The 25078-nt window shown below is 60.2% G+C and carries 23 protein-coding genes; 11 read left to right on the forward strand and 12 right to left on the reverse strand.

Annotated elements, in window-relative coordinates; translation table 11 throughout:
- The first annotated feature begins 115 nt into the window (after positions 1-115).
- From MRBLRC7O_RS08830 to MRBLRC7O_RS08850, 5 genes are all read left to right on the forward strand, one after another.
- Positions 116-1189, forward strand: coding sequence for a lytic transglycosylase domain-containing protein (locus tag MRBLRC7O_RS08830; protein ID WP_020009278.1), 1074 nt, complete (start codon positions 116-118; stop codon positions 1187-1189).
- 249 nt (positions 1190-1438) lie between these two features.
- Positions 1439-2689 carry a BtaA family protein gene (locus MRBLRC7O_RS08835; RefSeq protein ID WP_060727415.1) on the forward strand — a complete coding sequence of 417 codons (1251 nt, stop codon included), beginning with the start codon at positions 1439-1441 and terminating at the stop codon, positions 2687-2689.
- Positions 2686-3405, forward strand: coding sequence for a class I SAM-dependent methyltransferase (locus tag MRBLRC7O_RS08840; RefSeq protein WP_004430702.1), 720 nt, complete (start codon positions 2686-2688; stop codon positions 3403-3405). The genes MRBLRC7O_RS08835 and MRBLRC7O_RS08840 overlap by 4 nt, the downstream gene beginning before the upstream one ends.
- 233 nt (positions 3406-3638) lie before the next feature.
- The gene (locus tag MRBLRC7O_RS08845) at positions 3639-4418 is read left to right on the forward strand and encodes a glycoside hydrolase family 25 protein (protein ID WP_060725255.1); all 780 of its coding nucleotides are present in this window, start codon (positions 3639-3641) and stop codon (positions 4416-4418) included.
- A gap of 122 nt (positions 4419-4540) precedes the next feature.
- A complete protein-coding gene (locus MRBLRC7O_RS08850) occupies positions 4541-5767 on the forward strand; it encodes a lytic murein transglycosylase (RefSeq protein ID WP_004430698.1) in 1227 nt (408 codons plus the stop codon).
- A gap of 465 nt (positions 5768-6232) precedes the next feature.
- Here the strand turns inward: MRBLRC7O_RS08850 and metF are convergent, their stop codons facing one another.
- The 3 genes from metF to ettA all read right to left on the reverse strand — a co-directional run bounded on the left by metF (position 6233) and on the right by ettA (position 9951).
- Positions 6233-7126, reverse strand: coding sequence for a methylenetetrahydrofolate reductase [NAD(P)H] (metF, locus tag MRBLRC7O_RS08855; RefSeq protein WP_004430696.1), 894 nt, complete (start codon positions 7124-7126; stop codon positions 6233-6235).
- A gap of 1 nt (position 7127) precedes the next feature.
- Positions 7128-8141, reverse strand: a complete 1014-nt coding sequence (locus tag MRBLRC7O_RS08860; protein ID WP_004430694.1) for an ArsR/SmtB family transcription factor — start codon at positions 8139-8141, stop codon at positions 7128-7130.
- A 160-nt stretch (positions 8142-8301) separates the two neighbouring features.
- The gene (ettA, locus tag MRBLRC7O_RS08865; RefSeq protein WP_004430692.1) at positions 8302-9951 is read right to left on the reverse strand and encodes an energy-dependent translational throttle protein EttA; all 1650 of its coding nucleotides are present in this window, start codon (positions 9949-9951) and stop codon (positions 8302-8304) included.
- 147 nt (positions 9952-10098) lie between these two features.
- Between ettA and MRBLRC7O_RS08870 the strand changes: the two genes are divergently transcribed.
- The 4 genes from MRBLRC7O_RS08870 to MRBLRC7O_RS08885 all read left to right on the forward strand — a co-directional run bounded on the left by MRBLRC7O_RS08870 (position 10099) and on the right by MRBLRC7O_RS08885 (position 14849).
- Entirely contained in the window at positions 10099-11049 is a 951-nt protein-coding gene (locus tag MRBLRC7O_RS08870; RefSeq protein WP_060727418.1) for an alpha/beta fold hydrolase, read from the forward strand.
- Positions 11050-11149: 100 nt separating this feature from the next.
- Positions 11150-12352 (forward strand): succinate--glutarate CoA-transferase, encoded by a 1203-nt coding sequence (caiB, locus tag MRBLRC7O_RS08875; RefSeq protein ID WP_080866301.1) that lies wholly within the window; start codon positions 11150-11152, stop codon positions 12350-12352.
- On the forward strand, positions 12349-14016 hold the full coding sequence (locus MRBLRC7O_RS08880) for a thiamine pyrophosphate-binding protein (protein WP_162690748.1): 1668 nt from the start codon (positions 12349-12351) through the stop codon (positions 14014-14016). Before caiB ends, MRBLRC7O_RS08880 begins: the two co-directional genes overlap by 4 nt.
- Positions 14017-14096: 80 nt before the next feature.
- Positions 14097-14849: a HugZ family pyridoxamine 5'-phosphate oxidase gene (locus tag MRBLRC7O_RS08885; RefSeq protein ID WP_107675788.1), complete on the forward strand. Its 753-nt coding sequence runs from the start codon at positions 14097-14099 to the stop codon at positions 14847-14849.
- Positions 14850-15121: 272 nt separating this feature from the next.
- Here the strand turns inward: MRBLRC7O_RS08885 and MRBLRC7O_RS08890 are convergent, their stop codons facing one another.
- The 3 genes from MRBLRC7O_RS08890 to MRBLRC7O_RS08900 all read right to left on the reverse strand — a co-directional run bounded on the left by MRBLRC7O_RS08890 (position 15122) and on the right by MRBLRC7O_RS08900 (position 16798).
- On the reverse strand, positions 15122-15463 hold the full coding sequence (locus MRBLRC7O_RS08890; RefSeq protein WP_006310481.1) for a RidA family protein: 342 nt from the start codon (positions 15461-15463) through the stop codon (positions 15122-15124).
- A gap of 46 nt (positions 15464-15509) precedes the next feature.
- On the reverse strand, positions 15510-15848 hold the full coding sequence (locus MRBLRC7O_RS08895) for a protein tyrosine phosphatase family protein (protein WP_004430682.1): 339 nt from the start codon (positions 15846-15848) through the stop codon (positions 15510-15512).
- A gap of 116 nt (positions 15849-15964) precedes the next feature.
- Positions 15965-16798, reverse strand: coding sequence for an aldose 1-epimerase family protein (locus MRBLRC7O_RS08900; protein WP_080866303.1), 834 nt, complete (start codon positions 16796-16798; stop codon positions 15965-15967).
- A 155-nt stretch (positions 16799-16953) separates the two neighbouring features.
- On the opposite strand from MRBLRC7O_RS08900, the gene MRBLRC7O_RS08905 reads away from it, so the two are divergent.
- Entirely contained in the window at positions 16954-18345 is a 1392-nt protein-coding gene (locus MRBLRC7O_RS08905) for a L,D-transpeptidase family protein (RefSeq protein ID WP_020009265.1), read from the forward strand.
- Between the two features lie 68 nt (positions 18346-18413).
- Here the strand turns inward: MRBLRC7O_RS08905 and MRBLRC7O_RS08910 are convergent, their stop codons facing one another.
- Genes MRBLRC7O_RS08910 through MRBLRC7O_RS08920 form a run of 3 tightly spaced genes read right to left on the reverse strand, consistent with a single transcriptional unit; the run spans position 18414 to position 20906 of the window.
- Positions 18414-19619: an MFS transporter gene (locus MRBLRC7O_RS08910; RefSeq protein WP_004430678.1), complete on the reverse strand. Its 1206-nt coding sequence runs from the start codon at positions 19617-19619 to the stop codon at positions 18414-18416.
- Positions 19620-19666: 47 nt separating this feature from the next.
- A complete protein-coding gene (locus tag MRBLRC7O_RS08915) occupies positions 19667-20314 on the reverse strand; it encodes a TetR/AcrR family transcriptional regulator (protein WP_031234587.1) in 648 nt (215 codons plus the stop codon).
- Positions 20315-20351: 37 nt separating this feature from the next.
- Positions 20352-20906 (reverse strand): Crp/Fnr family transcriptional regulator, encoded by a 555-nt coding sequence (locus MRBLRC7O_RS08920; protein ID WP_080866304.1) that lies wholly within the window; start codon positions 20904-20906, stop codon positions 20352-20354.
- Between the two features lie 58 nt (positions 20907-20964).
- Here MRBLRC7O_RS08920 and MRBLRC7O_RS08925 point away from each other — a divergent pair, with 58 nt between their 5' ends.
- Complete coding sequence (locus MRBLRC7O_RS08925; RefSeq protein WP_004430673.1) at positions 20965-21483, forward strand: Spy/CpxP family protein refolding chaperone; 519 nt, start codon at positions 20965-20967, stop codon at positions 21481-21483.
- A 71-nt stretch (positions 21484-21554) separates the two neighbouring features.
- On the opposite strand, the gene MRBLRC7O_RS08930 is transcribed toward MRBLRC7O_RS08925, so the two are convergent.
- The 3 genes from MRBLRC7O_RS08930 to MRBLRC7O_RS08940 all read right to left on the reverse strand — a co-directional run bounded on the left by MRBLRC7O_RS08930 (position 21555) and on the right by MRBLRC7O_RS08940 (position 25075).
- Complete coding sequence (locus MRBLRC7O_RS08930; protein WP_080866305.1) at positions 21555-22271, reverse strand: AAA family ATPase; 717 nt, start codon at positions 22269-22271, stop codon at positions 21555-21557.
- 273 nt (positions 22272-22544) lie between these two features.
- Positions 22545-23690 carry an iron-containing alcohol dehydrogenase gene (locus tag MRBLRC7O_RS08935; RefSeq protein ID WP_080866307.1) on the reverse strand — a complete coding sequence of 382 codons (1146 nt, stop codon included), beginning with the start codon at positions 23688-23690 and terminating at the stop codon, positions 22545-22547.
- Positions 23687-25075, reverse strand: coding sequence for an aldehyde dehydrogenase family protein (locus MRBLRC7O_RS08940; protein WP_080866308.1), 1389 nt, complete (start codon positions 25073-25075; stop codon positions 23687-23689). Before MRBLRC7O_RS08940 ends, MRBLRC7O_RS08935 begins: the two co-directional genes overlap by 4 nt.
- Between the last annotated feature and the right edge of the window lie 3 nt (positions 25076-25078).

Genomic DNA, 25078 nt, shown 5'->3' on the forward strand with positions numbered 1-25078 from the left:
CGCCACGTCCCGGCTTGCCGCTATCCTTACAATAGGTTAATGAAGGCTCGACGGGACACTGCCTGCTTCGCTCGACGCGGGGGTATCGAAAGACAGGCATAACGAAGGCGGCAACATGCGAAATTCGGGCAAATTCCGCGGAAGAAGTGCACTTCTTCTGTCTTCCACCGTGGGTCTGGCACTGGCATTGAGCGCATGCACAAGCGTCGAATATACCGCGAAGGAAGGGCCTAACGGCCCGAAGATCGCGACGGTCAATCCCGCTACCACTCCTGCGCAAACATCGACGCAGCCGGCAACGGCCGAAGCCGCAGCGGGCGCAACCTCGGCAGCATCAGCGGTGCAGACCGCCGAAACCGCAACCTCTTCCCAGCCAGCAGCACTTCCCACTGCCGTCGCCGTCAAGGGCGGACGCGTGGCCCTGCCGCCGGCGTCCGAAATCGCAGCCGCCGCAGCCATCACCGCCCAGATGCAGCCGCACCAGACGGAAGTGGCTCAGGCCGCAGGAGCGACATCCGCACCCACCGCCGTTGCAGCACTCGCGCCGACAGGTGCCGCTCCCGCGGCAGCAGCCATCGAAACGGCGGCCAAGCCGGCTGCCCACAATGCCGCCGCCGATCTGCCGCAGGTGGTTGCCATCAAGGGCAGCTTCCCTCCCGCACCGCCGCCGCCCGGCTCGCCCTCCATCGGCACCGAACTGACGGCGGAACGCAAAGTCATTCCGCTACCGAAGCCGGACAGCACGGTTCTGGCCTATGCCGCCGGCCCCACCAATGCCGCACTTGCCGCCATCCGGCAGAACGAATCAATGACGGCGCCGCTTAATTCCGCGCCGGCTGGACGCGAAAAGCTGAGCGGCCTTATTACCAAATACGCCACCATGTATGATGTGCCGGAAGATTTGGTTCACCGCGTGGTGCAGCGCGAGAGCCGATACAATCCCGGCGCCTATAGCAGCGGCAATTTCGGCCTGATGCAGATTCGGCACGCCACGGCCCGCTCCATGGGCTTCGATGGCCCCGCCTCCGGCCTCTTCGATGCCGAAACCAATCTCAAATACGCCGTCAAATATCTGCGCGGCGCATGGGTTGTGGCTGGTAACGACCGCGACAATGCCGTCCGGCTTTACGCACGCGGTTATTATTACGATGCCAAGCGCAAGGGCATGCTGCACGTTCTGCGCAAGTGATGGCCTCTGGCGGCGCTGGGAGCGCCGTGCAGCTAAGCAGCCTTTCCAAATAAACGCCGCGACGTTTTTTTCGTCATCCTCGGGACCAGCCCGAGGATGACGCCGTATCCAATGGAAGCTTATCGGCAATCCGAGATACGGGCTGGTTTTCCGCCGTCTCCTTTATTCCCCGTCTTTGCCCACAGCCCCTGTCATCAAATTGTAGTGTCACGGCTGTAGACGCCTCTCAATCGACTGAGAGGTGAACATATGACGAGTGCGGCACCCAAGACCGGCTTCAGCAAGAACACAAAACTGAAGTCCGCATTGCTCCAGCACAAGGCGCTCTCAAAAAGCGGATTGTCCGAGCGCTTCTTCGGCGTCCTCTTTTCCGGCCTCGTCTATCCACAGATCTGGGAAGACCCTGAGATCGACATGGAAGCGATGGAGCTTGGCGAAGGCCACCGCATCGTCACCATCGGCTCGGGCGGCTGCAACATGCTGGCCTATCTCTCCCGCAACCCTGCCAGCATCGATGTGGTTGATCTCAACCCGCATCACATTGCGCTGAACAAGCTGAAGCTTGCCGCGTTTCGCCATCTGCCGGCCCATCAGGATGTGGTGCGCCATTTCGGCCGCGCCAACACCCGCAGCAACAGCCACGGTTATGACCGCTTCATCGCCGAGCATCTCGACGCCACGACCAAGGCTTACTGGTCGAAGCGCACCCTTTCCGGCCGCCGCCGCATCTCGGTGTTCGACAGGAACATCTACCGTACCGGCCTGCTCGGCCGCTTCATCGGCGCCGGCCATCTCATGGCCCGGCTGCATGGCGTGAAACTCACCGAAATGGCCAAGACCCGGACGCTGGACGAACAGCGCCAGTTTTTCGACAACAAGGTCGCACCGCTATTCGACAAGCCGGTAGTGCGCTGGCTGACGAAGCGCAAAAGCTCGCTTTTCGGCCTCGGCATTCCGCCCCGACAATATGACGAGCTGGCAAGCCTTTCCGACGACGGCACGGTTGCCTCCGTGCTGAAGGAGCGGCTCGAAAAGCTCGCCTGCAACTTCCCGCTCAGCGACAATTATTTCGCCTGGCAGGCCTTCGCGCGCCGTTACCCGGAGCCGCATGAAGGCGCACTGCCTGCCTATCTCAAGCCGGAATATTACGAGACGATCCGCAACAACACGGCGCGCGTCGCAGTGCACCACGCCACCTATACCGAGCTTCTCTCGCGCAAGCCGGCAAGCGCCGTCGACCGCTACATCCTCCTCGACGCGCAGGACTGGATGACGGACGTGCAGCTCAACGAATTGTGGTCGCAGATCAGCCGCACCGCCGCCTCGGGCGCACGCATCATCTTTCGCACCGCCGCCGAAAAGAGCGTCATCGAAGGTCGGCTTTCCCCTGATATCCGCAACCAGTGGGTCTATCTCGAAGAGCGCTCCAACGAGCTCAACGCCATGGACCGCTCGGCCATCTACGGCGGCTTCCATATTTACGAGAGGGCTATGGCATGAAAACCATCGGCGAGAATGTGGGCCTTGCAGACAGCGCGCATGCGAGCCTGATGGACCGCATGTATCGCCACCAGCGGCATATCTACGATATAACCCGCAAATATTACCTTCTCGGCCGCGACAGGACCATTTCCGGCCTCAACGTGCCGAAGGGCGGCACGTTGCTGGAAGTGGGCTGCGGCACCGGTCGCAACCTGCTGCTGGCCAGCCGCAAGTTTCCGGACGCGAAACTGTTTGGCCTCGACATTTCCGCCGAAATGCTACTGACCGCCTCCGAGAATTTCGCCGGCAAGGCGGAACGCCCCATTCTGCGCGTGGCCGATGCCACCGCCTTCCGTGCTTCTGAATTCGGCCAGTCCGAAGGCTTCGACCGCGTCATGATCCCCTATGCGCTGTCGATGATACCGGACTGGGAAAAGGCGATCGAACAGGCGCTCACGGCGGTAAAACCAGGCGGTTCGCTGCATATTGTCGATTTCGGCCAGCAGGAACAGTTGCCGAATTGGTTCCGCACGCTTCTGCAAGCCTGGCTCACCCGCTTTCACGTTACGCCCCGCGCCAATCTCCGCTATGTTCTGGCCAATATGGCCGGCCGTTTTGACGGTAACCTCGAATTCGAGGAAATCGCCCGGGGCTATGCGTGGCGGGCTGTCATCACACTTCCGGTCGTTGAAGCGCAGCAGCCGAAAATCCACCGCATATTGGCCGACGCCTGATTCCCGGGGGCGGTGCGAATCTTTGGGGGCCAAAGGGGGGGCGACCTCAAGGCTCCTGCCGGGCCAGATTTCGGCGTTAAAACCGCAAACCGCTTCGAATCCAGCGACTTGCGGGGTGCAAAAAGCACGTTGCCCCTTGCCATATCAGTTTGTTTACCATGTTATGCATAAATCGGGAGATACGGCGCGCCATTTTGCTGCCGTGGATGGGCAACATTTTCATCAGGATTCCAATGCGGCTGCGTTTATCGGCACTATTGTCGGCTTTGCTGTTGATCGGCGGCTGCACCTCCACCAGCTATGACCTGCTGGAAACCGCATCCGTTTCCAAACCGAAATTTTCCGATACCGATCCGCAGGATTTCGGCATGAACAACCCGCACCGTCATGAGGTGCACGGCATCGACGTGTCCAAATGGAATGGTGATGTCGACTGGCAGACCGTCCGCAAGTCAGGTGTTTCCTTCGTCTTCATCAAGGCGACAGAGGGATCGGACCGCATCGATCCGAAGTTCGGCGACCATTGGCGTAGCGCGGCAGCCGCGGATATTCTGCACGCGCCCTATCATTTCTATTATTTCTGCTCGACAGCGGATGCCCAGGCGGACTGGTTCATTCGCAACGTGCCAAAGGATGCCGTCACCCTGCCGCCGGTTCTCGACGTGGAGTGGAACCCCTCCTCGCCCACCTGCAAGACGCGCCCGGCGCCGGGCGTCGTTCGCACCGAGATGCAGCGTTTCCTTGATCGTATCGAGGCCCATTATGGCAAGCGCCCGATCATCTATACCTCTGTTGATTTCCACCGCGACAACCTCGTCGGTCAGTTCAAGGATTACCATTTCTGGGTGCGTTCCGTTGCCGCCCATCCGGCCAAGATCTACGAAGATCGCAAATGGGCCTTCTGGCAATATACGGCAACCGGCGTCGTGCCCGGCGTAAACGGTCCAACCGACATCAATGTCTTTGCCGGCACGGAGAAAAACTGGCGGAAATGGATTGCTTCGGCCAAATAAGACGGCCAAGAAGCAACACTTTCGAAAAATCGGCGTTGTTCTGCAACGTCAGATCGCACGGTCCGTTTTTTTGTCGCAAACATATGGGTAAAGCGGGCTAACAACCTATCGAGGAAATTCCCATGCCCACGTTCCGGTCGCGCAGCATCGTTTTTGCCGCCGCTTTGTCGCTTCTTTCCACCGCCTCCGCCTTTGCCACCCCGCCCGTTGCCTCGCCTGAGGATCCCAAGCAGGTTGCCTGCGGCGGCGATCTCGGCGCATTCCTTGAAGGCGTGAAAGCCGATGCGCTCGCCAAGGGCATTCCGGCCGATGCTATTCAGAAGGCGCTTGCGGGCGCGCAGATCGATCCGAAAGTGCTCTCGCGTGACCGCGCCCAGGGCGTCTTCCGCCAGACCTTCCTGGAATTCTCCCAGCGCACCGTCAGCCAGGCCCGTCTGGATATCGGCCGCAAGAAGCTGCAGGAACTCTCCTCCACCTTCGCCCGCGCCGAAGGTGAATATGGTGTACCGGCCGGCGTCATCGCCGCCTTCTGGGCCATGGAGACGGATTTTGGCGCCGTGCAGGGCGATTTCAACACCCGTAACGCGCTGGTGACCCTTTCGCATGATTGCCGCCGCCCGGAACTCTTCCGCCCGCAGCTACTGGCATTGATCGAAATGGTCCAGCATGGCGATCTCGATCCCGCTGCCAACACCGGTGCGTGGGCCGGTGAAATCGGCCAGGTGCAGATGCTGCCCAAGGACATCATCGCCTTCGGCGTCGATGGTGATGGCGACGGTCACATCAACGTCAAGAGCAGCGCCCCGGATGCGATCCTGACGGCTGCGAAATTCATCCAGCATCTCGGTTTCAAGAAGGGCGAACCCTGGATCCAGGAAGTGTCGCTGCCGGAAAACCTGCCCTGGGAAAAGTCCGGCCTTGGCGGCCCGCTGACCGCCGGTGACTGGTTCGCGCTGGGCGTAACCCCGCGCGACGGCAACAAGAACTTCGCCACCCTGCCCGCGGCCCTCATCATGCCGCAGGGGCGCAAGGGACCGACCTTCATCACCTATCCGAACTTCAACATCTATCTGGAATGGAACCAGTCGTTCATCTACACGACCTCGGCCGCGTATTTCGCCACCCGCCTGATGGGCTCCCCCGTTTACAACAAGGGCAATCCGGAGCCCGGTTTCGATGACGCGACGATGAAGGAGCTTCAGACCAAGCTCGAAGCGCGCGGACACAATGTCGGCAAGGTGGATGGCATTCTCGGTTCCGGCACCCGCGTCGCCATCCAGAAGGAGCAGCAGCGTCTCGGACTGCCCGCCGATGGCTGGCCGTCTACCGCACTTCTGCAGGCGCTTTAAGCAATCTTAACGGCGCCTTCCGGCCTTTAATCTATCGGCCGGAATCAAGGCATAAAGTGTTAATCTCGACCTGATGACTGGGGATAACACCCCGGTCATTTACTTTTTTTAAACATATGAAGCACTGCGTGATAAGAAAATAATCTTTTATTTTCAATTAATTACAGAAAATCCTTTTTTATATCGCCTGGCGACGTGCTGCACTGCATCACAAAAACCGCTTTTCAACCGCCACAAAACGGTCATATTATCGAACCTGTCAACAAGAGGAGGCACCCATGGGACTTACAAAATCTCTCAATGCCTTGGCAGTCGGTTTGGCGTTTTTGTTCGTAGCGATGATGCTTTTCATCTGACGCGACGTGAAGACCAAACGCAGATAAGAACCGTAGATGACACGAGTTTAAAAAGCGCAGGCCCCGAGGGACCTGCGCTTTTTTCATGTCGGTACTCTGCTGCTTTAAGTCAGGCGGCGCTGCGGCGCAGACGCTCCAGCCCAAGATTTTCAAGCACAGCGTCGACCAGCGGCGCGCGGTTCATGGTGTAGAGGTGGAACTCATTGACACCGCGACGCTGAAGATCGGCGATCTGTTCGGCGGCAACCTCCGCAGCCACGCGGGCACGACCCTCCAGATCGTCGTCATAGCCTTCAAAACGCTCATCCAGGAAACCGGGAACGCTGGTGCCGCAACGGCCGGCGAAACGCTTGAGCTGGGTGAGGTTCTGGATCGGCATGATGCCCGGAACCACCGGTATGGTGATCCCCGCCGCCGTCACCCGCTCCATATAGCGCTCGAACACGTCGTTATCGAAGAAGAACTGCGTCAGCGCACGCGTCGCGCCATTATCCGCCTTGCGCTTCAGCATATCGATATCAACGGCATCGCTCGCGCTCTCGGGATGTTTTTCCGGATAGGCCGAAACGGAAATCTCGAAATCGCCGATCTCGCGCAGTCCCTTCACCAGAGCCGCCGCGTTCTCGTAACCTTCCGGATGCGGCTGGTAAGCCGTGCCGATGCCGGTGGAGGGATCGCCACGCAGCGCCACGAAATGGCGAACGCCGGCGTTACGGAACTCTTCTATGACCTGATGCACGTCCTCACGGCTGGCATCCACGCAGGTCAGATGTGCTGCGGTCGACAGATGGCTGTCACCGATCATGCGGCGCACCGCATCCAGTGTCGGCGCTTTTGTGGATCCACCGGCGCCATAGGTGACGGACACGAAATCCGGATCCCACTTCTTCAGCTCGGCAACCGTTTCCCAGAGCTGGGTTTCCATCTCGGCATTCTTGGGCGGGAAAAATTCGAAAGACAACCGGATATCGCCATCACGGCGTGCGGTTTCCGACCTCAACATATCATGCCCTCCCGGCAGCAAGTAAAACGGCCTCTTGCACCACATCGTCTGCCATCAGCAGCCGCTGGTCTCGGGCAACCCAGATCGTCACGTCCAGAGCTTCGTCAGACGCTTTTTCAGAATGAAGATCGACGGCGCGGTCCGGAGCAAGTCCGGCCTTTTTCAGCCATTCTTCCATCAGCGGATGCGAGAAACCGAGCCGCACATGCGCATGTTCATCGCGCAGATATTCGAAGGAATGCGGCGCAAGGTCGATGACGATCAGCCGCCCACCGGGACGCAGCATGCGCGCGGCTTCCGAAAGCGCGATTTCCGGCTGGTCGAGGAAATGCAGGACCTGATGGATAACAATCAGATCGAAATCCTGTCCTTCCAGCGGCAGATTGAGAATATCGCCATGACGGACCGAGGCATTGACCACGCCCGCCTTGTCGAGATTGGCACGCGCCACCGACAGCATGTCACGGCTGGCATCGACGCCGATCGCGCGGCGATAGATGCCGCTCAGAAGCTGCAGGATACGGCCGGTACCGGTGCCCAGATCGAGAAGCGAATCGACAGGCGTGGTGCCCACCAGCTTCAGGAGCGCGCCTTCCACGGCCTCGTCACTGACATGCAGGCGACGCAGTTCGTCCCAGGCGGAAGCATTGCGGCTGAAATAATCCTGCGCCCGCTCCGCCCGCACCCGCTTGACAGTGGCAAGCCGTTCACTGTCACGCTGGAGAACGGCATCCGACGGCGACGCGGCGCCAAGCAGCTGCCGAACGACACCCGCAGGTTCGCCATCCTGCCGCAAACGGAAATAGGCCCATGCGCCTTCCTGATAACGCTCGATAAGCCCCTCTTCCGTCAAAAGCTTGAGGTGACGGGAGATACGCGGCTGCGACTGGCCGAGGATTTCGGTAAGATCGGTAACCGTCAGATCGCCTGCCGCCAGAAGCGCAAGCAAGCGAAAGCGTGTCGTCTCACCCGCCGCTTTCAACAGATCCACCAATTTGTCCAGACCGAACGTCACTCTGCCGTGCCTCGCAAGCTAATCAAGATATAAAGATATCTTTATGTCGATGTGGCGTTCGATGCAAGCGTAAAGTGTCGTGCGAGACGATCATGTCCACTTATTACACGGAAAAAGGCCCGCTTTACGGCGGGCCTTTCTTGAAGAGATGATGAAAGGATCAGCGTGTCAGGCGCTTGTAGCTCACGCGGCCGGGCTTGATGCTTTCCGGGCCGAGGCGGCGGACCTTGTCCTTTTCGTAGTCTTCGAAGTTGCCTTCGAACCATTCCACATGGCTGTCACCCTCGAAAGCGAGGATGTGGGTGGCCAGGCGGTCGAGGAACATGCGGTCGTGGCTGATGATAACGGCGCAGCCGGCGAAGGCTTCCAGCGCTTCTTCAAGCGCTGCCAGCGTTTCCGTATCAAGGTCGTTGGTCGGTTCGTCGAGCAGCAGCACGTTGCCGCCGGCCTTCAGCATCTTGGCGAGGTGCACGCGGTTACGCTGACCACCCGAGAGGTTGCCGACCTTCTGCTGCTGATCGCCGCCCTTGAAGTTGAAGGCGCCGCAATAGGCGCGCGAGTTCACTTCGAACTTGCCGAGCTTGATGATGTCGTTGCCGCCGGAGATTTCCTCCCAGACGGTCTTGTCACCCGCCAGCGTATCGCGGCTCTGGTCGACATAACCGAGCTGAACCGTCTCGCCGACAGTTACCGAACCGCTATCCGGCTGTTCCTGACCGGTGATCATCTTGAACAGCGTGGACTTACCCGCACCGTTCGGACCGATGACGCCGACGATGCCGCCGGGCGGCAGCTTGAAGGAAAGGTTTTCGATCAGCACGCGGTCGCCATAGGACTTGGTGAGGTTTTCGGCCTCGATGACAACGCGGCCAAGACGCTCGGCAACCGGAATAACGATCTGCGCGTCGCCGGGACGGCGGTTTTCAGCTGCTTCCACCAGTTCGTCATAGGCCTTGATACGGGCCTTGGATTTCGTCTGGCGTGCCTTGGGGCTGGAGGCGATCCACTCGCTTTCGCGGCTGATGGCCTTCTGGCGCGATGCATCTTCGCGGGCTTCCTGCTGCATGCGCTTGGCTTTCGCCTGCAGGTAAGCGGAGTAGTTGCCTTCATAGGGAATGCCGCGGCCACGGTCGAGCTCGAGAATCCAGCCCGTGACGTTGTCGAGGAAGTAGCGGTCGTGGGTGATCATCATCACGGCGCCGGGATAGTCGCGCAGGTGCTTTTCAAGCCACGCAATGGTTTCCGCATCAAGGTGGTTGGTCGGTTCGTCGAGCAGCAGCAGGTCCGGCTGCGACAGCAGCAGGCGGCACAGCGCCACGCGGCGGCGTTCACCACCGGAAAGGCCTGTTACGGCTGAGTCACCGGGCGGGCAACGCAGGGCGTCCATCGCCATTTCGACCTGGTTTTCGAGGTCCCACAGGTTCTGGCTGTCGATGATGTCCTGGAGCTTCGCGCCCTCATCCGCCGTTTCGTCGGAATAGTTCATCATCAATTCGTTGTAGCGGTCGACGATTGCCGTCTTGCTCGCCACGCCTTCCATGACGTTTTCCATCACGGTCTTGTTTTCGTCGAGCTTCGGCTCCTGCTCGAGATAACCAAGCGTCGCGCCTTCGGCCAGCCATGCCTCGCCGGTATATTCCTTGTCGAGACCGGCCATGATCTTCAAAACAGTCGACTTACCGGCGCCGTTCGGGCCGAGGATACCGATCTTGGCGTCGGGGTAGAAGGAGAGATGAACGTTCTCCAGAACCTTCTTCGCGCCATAAGCCTTGTTCAGCCCGGCCATGTGATAGATGAATTGACGTGCCATTGTAGCGAATGCTCCACATCGGATTTTTAAGAGTACGTATCGGGAAATTTGCCGCTATGTAGGGTAAATAGGACCTTGGGGCAACCTCTGGCACGATTATGACCCCATGATTATGACAAGGGATGTTATGGCAGGACAGGCGCGATCATGAATGAGACGACCGACGACTTGGCCTTCAGCCGTATTGAGAGACTGGAAGCCCCCTCCGGCGCATCCATCGCCTTTCGCCACCAGCCCTCCGCCCTTTCCCCGGCGCGCGGCGTGCTGATGATCTGCCACGGGCTGGTTGACCATGCAGGCCGCTATCGCCGGTTCGCGGATGTGATGTCGAAGCAGGGTTTCGAAGTCTATGCACACGACCATCGCGGCCATGGCCGCACGAGAGCGGCAGATGCGCCTCTCGGCCGTTTTGGCTGGAAGGACGGCGCGGAAAAGGTCGTTGCCGATGTCATGGCGATGCGCCGGATGGTTGGCGAAAGGCACCCCGGCCTGCCGGTGATCCTGTTCGGCCATTCCATGGGTGGCCTCGTGGCGCTTAACACCGCCGTCAGCCATCCGGATGCCTTCGACGGCCTGTCGATCTGGAATTCCAATCTCAATCCCGGCCTCATGGGCCGTGTCGCACAGGTTCTGCTGCGGCTGGAAAAAATGCTGAAAGGCTCTGATGTGCCGAGCGCCATTCTGCCGAAGGCAACCTTCCGCGCATGGAATGCCCGAATGCCGGAAAGGCGCACCCATGCCGACTGGCTGAGCCACGACAGGGCGGCGGTGGACGCCTATGTGGAAGACCCGCTCTGCCAGTTCGAGGCCAGTGTTTCCCTGTGGCAGGATGTTTTCCAAATGTCCTATCGCGCACCGAAACTCATCGAGCGCCTGCCAAAAGCCTTGCCGCTTCTGCTTGTCAGCGGCGATCAGGACGCCGCCACCAATGACGGCCAAGAGATCGTCTGGCTGGCGGAGCGTTTCCGGGAGGCCGGTTTCAGCCATGTCGAGCACACGATCTACAAGGGCATGCGGCACGAGACCTTGAACGAGATCGGCTGGCAGGCCGTGGCGGCGGATTTCGCCGCCTGGTGCGGGCGCGTCGTCGGCGATTGAGGCGGCCTTTGCCGAAACGGAATAAGTCCATGAGATAAAATCACATGCGACGCGGCAAGCAGCGGTCTATAAACCGGCAGACACAAATACCGGGGGACAGATGACCGACATGCCGAACAGGAAACCGCCGCTATCAGGCATTCGCGTCGTCGAGCTGGCGCGTGTTCTGGCCGGTCCCTGGGCAGGGCAGATGCTGGCCGATATGGGCGCCGACGTCATCAAGGTGGAAAACCCCGAGGGCGGCGACGATACCCGCGCATGGGGCCCGCCCTTCGTCGAAGATGCCGATGGAGAAAACCTCTCCGCCGCCTACTATCACGCCACCAATCGCGGCAAACGCTCCATCGTTGCCGATCTGAAGACGCCCGAGGGTTGCGAGCTGGTGCGCCGGCTGGTGCGCACCGCCGATGTCGTCATCGAGAATTTCAAGCGCGGCGGGCTTGCCAAATATGGCCTCGATTACGAGAGCCTGCGGGCGCTCAATCCGAAGCTGATCTATTGCTCCATCACCGGCTTCGGCCAGACCGGGCCTTACGCCGATCTCGCCGGATACGACTATATCGTGCAGGGCATGTCCGGCTTCATGTCGATCACGGGCGAAGCGGATGGCCAGCCGATGAAGGCGGGTGTTGCGGTTGCCGATATCTTTACCGGCATCTATTCCGTGTCAGCCATTCAGGCAGCCCTGATCCACGCCATTCGATCAGGCGAAGGCCAGCACATCGACATGGCGCTTCTCGACGTGCAATCGGCCGTGCTGGCCAACCAGAACATGAATTACCTGATTTCCGGCAAGCCTCCCGTCCGACTCGGCAACGCCCACCCGAATATTTCCCCCTATGAGGTGGTGCCGACGGCCGATGGCTTCCTCATCCTTGCGGTCGGCAATGACGGCCAGTTCCGCCGCCTCTGCAATATTCTCGGCATCGGTGCGATTGCCGATGACGAGCGTTACGCGACGAACAAGGCCCGCGTGGCCCATAAGGTCGAGGTGCGGCAGATCGTGTCCACGGAAACCTTGAAATGGCAGAAGCGCGATCTTCTGACCGCCTGCGAAAAGAACGCCGTCCCGGCCGGGCCGATCAACTCCATCGAGGAAATGTTCGCCGATCCACAGGTTCAGGCACGTGGCCTTCGCATCGATCTGGAGGCCGAAGACGGCACCGTCATCCCCGGTGTCCGCACACCGATTATCATGTCGCAAACGCCGCTGCGCTATGAACGCCCGAGCCCGAAGCTCGGCGAACATCAGGCGCAGGTGCTGGCCGAACTGGAAAACATCGAAAGGACCACGACGCCATGACTGCAGCCGGAATGAAAAGAACAGGCGGGCAATTGATCGTCGAAGCGCTGAAGGCCAATGGCGTCTCCCGCGTTTCCTGCGTTCCGGGGGAAAGCTATCTCGCCGTGCTGGATGCGCTTTATGAAAGCGGCATCGAAACCGTGGTCTGCCGCCAGGAAGGCGGTGCCGCCATGATGGCCGACACCTGGGGCCGGCTGACCGGCGAACCAGGCATCTGCATGGTGACCCGTGGTCCGGGCGCAACCAACGCCTCGGCCGGCCTGCATATCGCAAGGCAGGATTCCATTCCGATGATCCTCTTCATCGGCCAGGTGCAGCGCGAAGCGCGTGAGCGCGAGGCCTTTCAGGAAGTGGAATATCGCCGCGCCTTCACCGAATTCGCCAAATGGGTGGGCGAGATCGACGACGCCCGCCGCATTCCCGAATTCGTCACCCGCGCCTTTGCCGTCGCAACCTCCGGCCGCCCCGGCCCGGTGGTGCTGACGCTGCCCGAAGACATGCTGGTGGAAGAGGTCGAAGCGCCCCAGGCGAAGCCCTACACACCCGTCGAGGCACATCCTGGCCCGTCGCAGATGGCCGCCTTCGCAAAAATGCTTGATGAGGCAAAGCGCCCGGTCTTCATCATCGGCGGTACGCGCTGGTCCGAGGAAAGCGTCGCAGGCTTCAAGGCTTTTGCGGAAAAGCACAAACTGCCCGTCGGCTGTTCCTTCCGCCGCCAGATGCTGTTCGATCATCTGAGCCCCTCCTATGCGGGCGATGTCGGCATCGGCATCAACCCGGCGCTGGCCAAGGAGATCAAGGGATCCGACCTCGTGGTTCTGCTCGGCGGCCGCCTCTCCGAAATGCCGTCTTCCGGCTATACCTTGCTCGACATTCCCTATCCGTCGCAGAAACTCGTCCATATTTATCCGGAAGCGGAGGAACTTGGCCGCGTCTATCGACCGGATCTGGCAATCTGCGCCGCGCCGGATGATTTCGTTAGCGCCCTCTCCTTGCTCACGCTTTCTGCAAATGCCGCATGGGCGGATCGCACCGCCGCCATGCATGCGGCCTATCTGAATTGGTCCGCCCCACCGCAGACCGGCCCCGGCGCGGTGCAGATGGGTCCGATCATGGACTGGATCGAGGCCAATGTGCCCGAGGATGCGATCTTCACCAATGGCGCGGGCAACTATGCGACCTGGGTGCATCGCTTCCATCGTTTCCGTCGCTACAACACGCAATCGGCGCCAACATCAGGCTCGATGGGTTACGGCCTGCCGGCGGCGGTTGCCGCGAAGCACCTTTTCCCGGAGCGTGAGGTGATCTGCTTTGCAGGTGACGGCTGTTTCATGATGCACGGACAGGAATTCATCACCGCCGTGCGTTACGGGCTGCCGATCATCACCGTGCTGGTCAATAACGGCACCTATGGCACCATCCGCATGCATCAGGAGCGGGAATATCCCGGCCGTGTCAGCGGCACCGATCTCGTCAATCCGGATTTCAACGCCTTTGCCAAGGCCTATGGCGGCCACGGCGAAACGGTGGAAAAGACCGAAGACTTCGCCGCCGCCTTCGAACGGGCCCGTGCAAGCGGCAAGCCGGCCATCATCGAAGTAAAGCTGGATGCGGAAGCGATCACGCCGACACGTACCCTGACGCAGATCAGGACCCGAACCTGACATTGCCCTCCGATATTGGTGATAGACACGGCTCCGGCATGGTGTAAATCCTGACTGAGACTCACAGCTTAGGATACGACATGCCGGACGCAGCCCCTCCCGTCATCACTCCACGCGGCGCGAAGATCGAACCCTCGGCCGGCGCGCCTTTCGAGGCGGTGCGCGTAGCCCGCGACGTGCTGCACACATCCCGCACGGCAGCGCTCGCCACTCTCGATCCCGTCAGCGGTTATCCCTATACGACCGCGACCAATATCGGCATCGAGCCGGATGGCGCGCCGTTCTTCTTCGCGGCCGGGCTGACGCTGCACGCCCGCAACATGGAGGCCGACCCGCGCATCTCGCTGACACTCGCGCCGTTTGGCAAGGGCGATGCGTTGACGCTGCCAAGGCTGACACTGGTGGGCAAGGCGGAACAAATCGGCCCGGATGAAGTTCCACTCGCCATCGGGCGCTACATTGCCCGTTATCCCAAGGCCAAGCTCTATCTCTCCCTGCCCGATACGCGGCTTTACCGGCTGCGGACAGAGGGCGTGCAGATCAATGGCGGCCCGGCCCGCAATGCCAGCAACATCACCCCGGCCGATCTGCGCACCGATCTATCAGGCGCGGAAGAGTTGATGGCGGCGGCGGAAAGCGAAGCGACCCGCCTCAACGCCATCAAGGGCGAAGCATCCCGGCTTACCGTTCTGGCCGGCGCAAAATCAGGCCGCTGGACGATCACCTCCATCGACCCGGATGGAATCGATCTCGCCTCGGCCAGCGATCTGGCGCGGCTGTGGTTTGCTGAGCGGGTGACGACGTTGAAGCAATTTGAGAAGGCGCTTGCTTAGCCGGTGAGGTGACAGGCGCAAGCGATTCAAAAACCATGAAATTGCTTCTACTTGGCATTTTGTGGCCATGTCGCCCCGTCACCCCGGACTGGATCCGGGTCCAGCGCGATCAAGTCTTTGATCGCAGAAGACTCTTTTTACGGCGCAGGCGCGGCGTGGCTGGATGCCGGGTCAAGCCCGGCATGACGGGGAGAGTTTTTTGACCCCATCCCATCAAAAAAGGCCGGGCTGCAATCCGCAACCCGGCCTTTTCTCAGAAATCAAACCGTTGCTCAGAGAGCAGCGGTCACGATGAATTCAACCTTGTAGTCCGGGGTCGCAAGCGCTGCTTCGCTGGTGGCGCGGGCCGGCGGGTTTGCCGGGTCGATCCAGCCTTCCCAGACGGCGTTCATTTCGCCGAAGGTGGACATGTCGGAGAGGTAGATGATGGTCTGCAGGATCTTCGACTTGTCGGAACCGGCAGCGGCCAGCAGGCGATCGACTTCAGCGAGAGCCGACTTGCTCTGCTCGGTCACACCAGTGCCTTCGCCAACCTGGCCGGCCAGGTAAACGGTGTTGCCGTGAACGACGGCGCCGCTCATGCGCTTGCCCGGCTCGATACGCTTGATGGTCATGGAAAACTCCTGTTGATTGGCATTAAAAATCTAGATGCGCGGAAAATCAGCCGCGCAGGTGATGGGTCTTTTCGTAGATCGCCGTCGAGCGCGCGCCGGAGCGGCAATAACCAAGCATCGGGCGCTGCAATTCGTCCAGCGCATCCACCATGCCCGTAACGGCATCGGCGTCGACGCCGTAACGGCCAACAGGCACATGCATGATGGTGAGGCCAAGCTGCTCGGCACGCTCGGCAATATCGGCAAAAAGCGGCTGGCCCTCTTCTTCGCCGTCAGGGCGGTGGCAGACGATCGACTTGAAGCCGAGCGCCTTGATCTCGTCCAGATCAGCAACGCTGATCTGTCCCGTTACCGAATATTCGTCGTCTATGCGCCTGATATCCATGTCATACCTCCGCTGAAACCGGCGTCCGCGCCGCTGGCTGTCATCCTTAAATCCGCATCCGATGTAAGCGGTCAAACCCCATGCGTCAATGATGCGTGGCCTTCATTCGGTACAGCTCAGAGGATGGAAAAGCGCAGGCCGAAGGAACGGCTTTCGCCCGGCTGAAGAATATTGAACTCGCCCGCCGCCTCAAGCTGGCTACGCCCTACCCAGCGATGCGAAACCGGCTCGATGCCGAGCACATTGGCGGGCTCCTGCTGGTTACGCCACATCTGCAGATAGGGCAGCGTGTCCGTGCGAAAACGCATGGTCAGCGTCTTCCCGCTGATGGCCGCAATCGGCCCAAGCTTCAATTCCGCCCATTCATCTTTTCCAGCAGAGACACAGAAAACATTGCCCGGCTCCTCGCCAAAACGCCAGCCATGGCCGCCGCCCTCCAGCATCGTGCCTTCCAGCCGCACGGCATCGTCAAACAGGCGGGCGCCGACATTCATGTGATACATCAGGAACACCGGGATCGGCCGCTCGGACGTATTGACGATCCTGTCATCAAGGCTGACTTCACCGCTTTCGCCATCGATGCTCCATGTCCGTTCCAGCAGCGCTGTGCCGCCATCGGCAAGCTTCACGGGAACCTCGACACGCGCCAGCGCATTGGACTCCTGAACATCGAAGACGATGGTCGTCGCGGGATGCGAGGAGAAGGAGCCATGCAGCGGATATCGACGCCCCTCACCGTCGCCGTCGATCGGTTCGGGATGGCGGATATGGTCGGGACCGCAGGTGAACAGAAAGCCTTCCAGCGAATGGTCGATACGCGCATCGCCATCATCGGGAATGGCGCGGCCGGGCGCGATGTCAATGCCATCGACGACGCAGGCGCCGATATCGAAAACGGAGGTTTCATCGAGGAAAATGCGTGGCGATCTGCCAGCCTGAAACGAACGCAAGATAACCTCCCTGTGGCACTAAAAACGCATGGTTCACGGAAACGCTACTAACTGTGACGGAAATTAAGATTGCATTAACCGCGAATTCACCTTTTTCACAATAGGGTCAAGATTGCGGTGTGTTTATCGGTGAACAAGCAAGGGATAGCAGAATCGTGAAACAGTTTCTTAACGCAGCTCTGGGTCTGACGGTCGCGCTGGTGGCGGTTATCGCCCCGCTGCAGGCTGGTGCGCAGCAGCGTTATGGCGACCAACAGCAGACAATGCTGGTCACTCCGGACGGTCGTGTGCTCGACTTCATGCCGGAGCGCGGTGATATCGTCATCAGCCGTGATGCGATGGGTCGCACGGTGTTTTACGACCAGTACGGCAATCTCCTGGCCACCGAAATGCCCTCCGGTTATCAGCAGCGTCAGCAGGCACGCCAGCGCGACACCACCTATTATCCGCCCGCCCCCGGCGGCCAGTATCGCGAGCCGCAGCGCGACTATGGCTATCAGGACAATGGCAGCGTGCGCGATTACCGCGAATATCGCGGCGACGGCTCCGACGACAATTTCTATACCGGTTCCGTTCCCGCGCCCGGCGCGGTTGAAAGCGGCCCACTCGGTCAACCGATGCCCGGCGAGAGCACCACGGCCGCCGTTCCGCAGCCGGATCACCTGATTGAGCGGCATACGCCGGTGACCACACCTGTCAACCGCTCGCGTCAGGAAATCGTCGCGCTGCAGACCTTCCTCGATCGCGAGGGCATCTCGCCCGGCGTCATCGACGGCAAGATGGGCGACAACGTCAACAAGGCGATTGCCGCCTGGCAGGACATGACCGGCGAAAAGCTCGATCCGAACAACTCCGATGATATTCTGGAGCGGCTGCGCGCCTCCGGCGGCATGCCGATCGTGGATTATACGATTACCGCCGCCGACGCCGCCGGTCCCTATGTCGCCTCCATTCCGGACGACTATGCCGCAAAATCACAATTGCCGGCCCTCTCCTTCACCTCCACGTCCGAGGCGCTGGCCGAACGCTTCCACATGGATGAGAACTACCTGAAGGAACTGAACCCCGGCATCGATTTCTCCGTGCCCGGCACCATCATCAAGGTGGTCAATCCGGGTGAGACGAAGAAGGGGCAGGTCGCCCGTATCGTTGCACACAAGGGCATCAAACAGGTCTTCGCTTATGGTCAGGACGGCAATCTGATCGCCGCCTATCCCGCCACCATCGGCTCCACGGATACGCCGTCGCCGAGCGGCACGCATACGGTGGAGCGCATCGCGCTCAATCCGGGCTACACCTATAATCCGAAGATCAACTTCAAGCAGGGCCAGAACGACAAGATCCTGCAAATCCCGCCGGGTCCGAACGGCCCGGTCGGCACGGTCTGGATTGCCCTGTCGAAGCCGACCTACGGCATTCACGGCACGCCGGAACCGTCCAAGATCGGCAAGACCAACAGCCACGGCTGTATCCGCCTGACCAACTGGGATGCGACCGAACTGGCGAAAATGGTCCGTCCCGGCGTGGTGGTCGAATTCGCGGAATAGATTGACTGGAACAAAAAAAGAAAAAGCCCGGCGGTTTGGTCCGCCGGGCTTTTTTCGTTGATGGAGTTTCAGTCGCGCTTTTCCGTCAGGAAATATAGAAGGGCCGCCACCGGCAAGGCGAAGCCGATCCACGAGGCGGCCTGCCATTCGCCGACAGCATAGGCCCAGCCGCCCACGGCGGAACCGATCGCACCACCCATGAAGAACGTCGCCATGTAGATGCCGTTCAGGCGGCTGCGGAATTCCGCTCCGAGCGTAAAGATCGCCCGCTGGCCGAGCACCAGATTGGTGGTGACGCCGAAATCCAGAACGATGGCAGCGACGACCAGAATGGCGAGCGCCAGATGTGAGCCTTCAGGCGCCAGATGGGTGACGGCGAAGGAGAGCGCCACCGCCACCAGTGCAAAGAAGGTGGCCGCACGCGTCCAGCCGCGATCGGCCATCCGCCCGGCAATCGGGGCGGCCACGGTGCCGGCCGCACCGGCCAGTGCAAAGAGCGCAATCTCGCCCTGGCTCAGATTAAAATGCGGCCCGCTCAGATAAAGCGGCGTCGTGGTCCAGAACAGGCTGAAAGCCGCAAACAGGAAGGCATGATAGATCGCCCGCCGCCGAAGGATCGGCGTGTGAAGCGCCAGCCGGCCCATCGAGGCCATCAAGGCCCCATAGCTCAACCGCGCATCGGGCATGCGGGTGGGCAGAAGCCGGAAAAGCACCACGGCAAGAAGCGCCATGACTGCCGCAGACGTCAGAAAAACACCGCGCCATGACACCACTTCCGACAACAGGCTGGAAACCGGCCGCGCCAGCATGATGCCGGCCATCAGCCCGCTCATGACATTGCCGACGACCCTGCCGCGAATGGCGTGCGGCGCCATATGGGCGGCATAGGGAACGATGACCTGTACCGCGACCGAACTGACGCCGACCAGGAAGGCCGCAATCAGAAACGGGGCCGCATGCGGCGCGAATGCCGCTCCCACAAGGGAAAGCACCGCCATCGCGACGGAACTGACGACCAGCTTGCGGTTTTCAACGAGATCGCCAAGCGGCACGACAAACAGCAGACCGATACCGTAACCGATCTGAGTCAGGGTTACGATAAGGCCGGTAGCGCCGGCGGAAAGACCAAGTTCCGCCCCGATAATGCCGGCAAGCGGCTGGCCATAATAAAGGTTGGCGGCAATCAGTCCGCAGGCTGTCGCCAGGAGGAAAGTCAAGGCCGGGGAAATGGATGTTGCCTCAACATCATCCCCTTCAATTACACGCGTCGTCATCATTTTCTCCAATATGGAAACAATCGTTTCCTAAATAATCACAAAAATCACTCGGCAAGCTTCATGGCGATATCCACCACGGCCACCATGTCTTTGAGGCTGCGCCCCGTCTTTCCCACCACGCGCATGCCGTACATCATGCACAACATCGCCCGGGCGAGATCATCGGGATCAGCCTTTGAACCTACGGAACCATCCTTCTGCCCTTCGGCAACGAGACGGGCGACGATGCGCTCTCTCGCCTTCACGGCCCGCTCGACCACAACTGCAATGTCGTCGTCCAGGGCCGCCAGATCGGCAGCAGCACCAACCACCAGACATCCATCAGAACCGACACCGCCATGCGACCGTTCAGCATAGAACATCAGGCCTGCCCTAAGACGCTCGTAACCGGTATCGAAACCGGCCACCGCTGCCTCGAAACGCTCGGTCTGTACGATCCTGTAGCGCTCCATCGTGGCGATGAACACGGCCTTCTTGTCCTTGAAGGCCTTGTAAAGACTGCCCTGCGCCAGTTCCATCGCATCGGTGAGATCGCCAACGGAGGTGGCGTGGTAACCGCGTCTGGAAAAGACACGGATCGCGCCATCAAGCGCATGATCGAGATCGAACTCGCGTGGCCTGCCGCGATGGCGCTGTTCCTGAGAATTGGGTTGGGCGATATTGGTCATGGCCGCAATATAGGAAACGATCATTTCCAAATCAAGCAGATAATTTGTCGCCTGCGCCCGGTTAGTCGGATGAATCCGGGCGTCTCGCTATTTCCCGATACAACGCCTCGGCAGAAACGCCTATTTCAGCTGCGAGGCCCTTCCATTGACCCTTGGGCGGAAGCCTGCCTTCGTTGACGGTGATCCATGCATCGAGCCGCGCACTGACCGAGCGCAGCGCCAATATTTCCGCACGCGTTCTGACATTTTTCAGCTCGCCGGAAATATGGCTTATCCATTCCAGCGCGAATGCTGGCTCGCGTTCAAGCAATTGCCGCAGCGTGCCGATTGGCACGAACAATGCGCGCCCTGCCGTCATCGCAATGGCGTCGCAGTGATATTGCTGCGAGAAGACCGAGGCTTGGGCAAGAATCGCCAGGGGCCCCGCGCGCTGCAACACCGCACTATGTCCATCCGCCTGAAACCGCATCAGGTGGACGTAACCCTCGGCGACCAGCGCCAGCATGTGAATGGGGTCGCCCTGATGAAAAAGGTATTCACCTTTTTCAAAGGATCTGGAGATGGACGCCCTCGGGCGAAGCTGGTCAAAAATCGAACTCGACATGATTTCTATCATGTCCGGCAAACCGGCCGGCTGGCAAGCTCAGGGGATCGCAACAGCTCGGACAGCACCCATGAAATTCACGGTTCCTGTATTCCTCACCGCCCTTATCCCCCTCTCCGCCATGGCGGAAGAGCAGCATCGCCACCAGTCTCCCTATGCGGGCCAGCAGAGCCGAACCATCAAAAGCCTGTCGGCCGAGGATATGGCCGAACTGGAACAGGGAGGCGGATGGGGCTTTGCGAAGGCCGCCGATCTCAACGGCATGCCGGGTCCCTCACATGTCGGAAAGATGGCGACCGAACTGGCGCTGACGGTGGAGCAGAACACCGCCGTCGAGCAGCTGTTTCAAACCATGCGAAAAGATGCCGCGACAGAAGGCAGGCAAATGATCGCCGGCGAAGCGGCGCTGGATGCGAGCTTCCGTAACGGCGCAATCGATGCGGATCAACTGCGCGCGCAGCTCGACCGTATTGAAGAAAGCCGCGCCAGGCTGAGATACATCCACCTTGCCGCTCATCTCGAAACGGTGAAGCTGCTGACCAAGGAACAGATCGCACGTTACAACAAGCTGCGCGGCTATGCGCCTTGACGAGCCGGAGATGTCCTCTGGCCTTAAGCAGGCGGACGGAACCGTCCCTGCGTTTACGGCAGCTCCGGCTCTCAGGCGGCTTTGCGGGCGAAGAGGCGCGCAGGTTGCGTGCCGAGCCGCAGAAGCCGTTGCGGCAGAAGGTCGACGACCTCAGTCGCGAAGGCTTTCGCGTTCTCCACGGCCTTGTCGATATTGCTGACCTTGTCCTTGTCGAGACAGAGAAGCGTGCCGCCATAATCGAAAATATCGCGATAGGCCGCTCTCTCGACAATCGGCGTATTCAGAACCGATACGTTCTTTTCCGCGAGCAGCATCTTGACGAGAAGCAGGGAGCGTGTCGCCACCATGGCATTGACCCGCGTCAGCACGATGGAATGGGCGATCGCCTTGCCCATCTTGCGGTTCAGGAATTCGATATGATCGAGAACCTCGGCAGCGCCGCGCGCATCCATGGCTGAGCCCTGTACGGGGATCAGCACATGGTCGGAAATACCGAGCGCCATGGTCAGAAGCGGGGTTTTCGCTCCCGGCAGGTCGATGATGAAACAGTCGGTGTTCGCTTTATTCTCGCGAATATGGCCCTCGAGCGAGGCCATCGTCACATGCGAAATCACCGAGAGATTTTCGATGTCGCCTGATAATTCGTGCCAGCGGGAAATCCACAATTGCGGATCGGCATCCAGCACCGTCACACGGTGGCCGCTGCGGGCAAGTTCGGTTGCCAGAAGCAGTACGGCGGTGGTTTTTCCCGCGCCGCCCTTGGTGTTGGCAAAAGTAATGACAGGCATGATATTCCCGATTGATCAGAGCCGTTTCATGCTCATTCACGCACCGAAGCAATTCATGGTGCTTTCCGTAATCTTAACGAACAGGGTTAATAAAAGGCTAAGAACGGTTATGCCGCGCAACGAAAAGCCCGCGATGGAGTATCGCGGGCTGTCGATAATTGGCAGCGTCCTCTTCGGGCTTACATCGCACGGCGTGAAGGCGCGGCATATTTCCTCTCCCCGCCGGGGAGAAGCCTCTCGAGCTCTCACAAGCCTGACGAATAAAGGCTATCCCTAAAAGCAGTCCTCGAACAGTTTCCTGGTATTCTCCAGCGTCATCGGCACCGGATTGCCGCCGCAGCTCGGATCCTTGATCGCTTCCGCCGCCAGCTCATCGATGCGATCAGGCTTGATGCCCATGGCGGTCAGGTTATCAGGCACGCCGAGTTCCTTGCGAAGCTCCAGCACATAGTCATAGAACCCATCGAAACCGCCGGAAATGCCGAGATAGGCAGCCGCGCGGGCAATCTTGTCTTCGATGGCCGGGCGATTGAAGCGCAGCACCGCAGGCATGACAACAGCATTGGTCATGCCGTGATGGGTGTTGTAGACCGCACCGATCGGATGCGAGAGCGAGTGAATGGCGCCAAGTCCCTTCTGGAAGGCAACCGCCCCCATCGCTGCCGCCGCCATCATATTGGTGCGTGCTTCGATGTCAGTACCATCCTTATAGGCGCGCGGCAGGAATTCCTTGACGAGACGCAGACCCTCAAGTGCCACACCGGCACTCATCGGATGGAAGAACGGCGAGGAATAGGCTTCGAGGCAATGGGCAAAGGCATCCATGCCCGTTCCCGCCGTGATGACCTTCGGCATGCCGACCGTCAGCTCCGGATCGCAGATGACGACGCCGGGCAGCAGCTTCGGATGGAAGATGATCTTTTTCACATGGGTCTGCGAATTGGTGATGACGCTGGCGCGGCCGACTTCCGAACCGGTGCCCGCCGTCGTCGGCACAGCGACGATCGGCGCGATCTTGGCGGCGTCCGCCCGCGTCCACCAGTCGCCGATATCCTCGAAATCCCAGACCGGGCGCGTCTGCCCGGCCATGAAGGCGATGGTCTTGCCGAGATCGAGGCCCGAACCGCCGCCGAAGGCGACGACGCCGTCATGGCCGCCATCGCGATAGGCTTTGACGCCGGCTTCCATGTTGATCTCGTTGGGGTTCGGATCAACATCGGCGAAGATCGCCCGGCCAAGGCCAGCCTCTTCCAGCACGTCGAGCGCATGTGCGGTGATCGCCATGTTGGCAAGGCCGCGATCGGTCACGAGCAGCGGCTTTTTGATGCCGAGCGTCTTGCAGGCTTCCGCCAGTTCCTTGATCCGGCCACGGCCAAGCTTGACGGCGGTGGGATAGCTCCAGTTGGCGACGATATTCATTTCGTGACTTTCTTCAGATGGTAGGATTTCGGTCGGGTCAGGTTCTGGAAGCCGAGAATGGAGAGCGAGCCGCCGCGGCCCGTTTCCTTCACACCGGTCCAGCAAAGGGCGGGATCGAGATAATCGGCGCGGTTCATGAACACGGTTCCGGTTTCGATCTCACGGCCGATCCGCCCGGCGCGTGCGGCATCCTGCGTCCAGAGCGAGGCGGTGAGGCCATATTTGCTGTCGTTCATCAGCGCGATGGCTTCGTCGTCATTTTTGACCTTCATGATGCCAAGCGCGGGGCCGAAGGTTTCTTCGGTCATGAACTCCATGGAATGATCGACATTGACGAGGATTTGCGGCGCGACATATGCCCCCTCGCCGTCATCGGCGGGGAAAAGCTTCGGATCGACCAGAGCCTTGGCACCCTTTGCGACGGCGTCTGCGATCTGCGCGCGCACCACCTTGGCGAAACGTTTGTTGGCCATCGGCCCGAGCGTCGTTTCCTGTTCCAGCGGATTGCCGAGCTTGTAGTTGGACACCCAGGCGACGGACTTCTCGACGAATTCGTCATAGAGGTTTTCATTGACGTAGATACGCTCGATGCCGCAGCAGCATTGCCCGGAATTATAGGTGGCGCCATCCATCAGCGTATCGACGGCGGCGTCGAGATCGGCGTCCTCCATCACATAACCGGGGTCCTTGCCGCCGAGTTCAAGACCGAGGCCGGTGAAAGTGCCGGCAGCGGCACGCTCGATGGCGCGGCCGCCTTCCACCGAACCGGTGAAGTTGACGAAATTGAACAGCCCTTCGGAAATCAGCGCCGAGGTCGTGGCATGGTCGAGGAAGACATTGATGAAGACATCGTCAGGCACACCGGCCTCGACGAAAGCCCGCACCATGCGCTCGCCGACCAGCAGCGTCTGCGCCGCGTGCTTGATAACAACCGTATTGCCGGCCATCAGGGCAGGCGCGACGGTGTTGATCGCCGTCATGTAGGGGTAGTTCCACGGGGCGATGACGAAGACCACGCCATGCGCCTCACGCTCGATGCGGCGTTCGAAATTGCCGCTCTCCTCGATGACGAGGGGTGCCAGCGCATCGGCCGCGATGGAAGCGACATAGTTGGAGCGCTCATTGAAACCCTTGAACTCGCCACCATAACGAACCGGACGGCCCATCATATGCGCCAGCTCCGGCACAACTTCGGCCACCATTTCGTTAAGGCGCGCCACGCCTTTCAGAACCAGCTGAACGCGGTCCTCAAGCGGACGTCGCGCCCAGTCCTTTTGCGCCTTGCGCGCTTTCGAAACGGCGGCGCGCGCCGCTTCCAGCGACATCGCCTCCCGTTCGGCATAAACCGAGCCGTCGATGGGCGAGATATTCTGGATCATGGTCATGAT

The organism is Agrobacterium radiobacter (genome assembly GCF_040801995.1).
GTDB lineage: Bacteria > Pseudomonadota > Alphaproteobacteria > Rhizobiales > Rhizobiaceae > Agrobacterium > Agrobacterium radiobacter.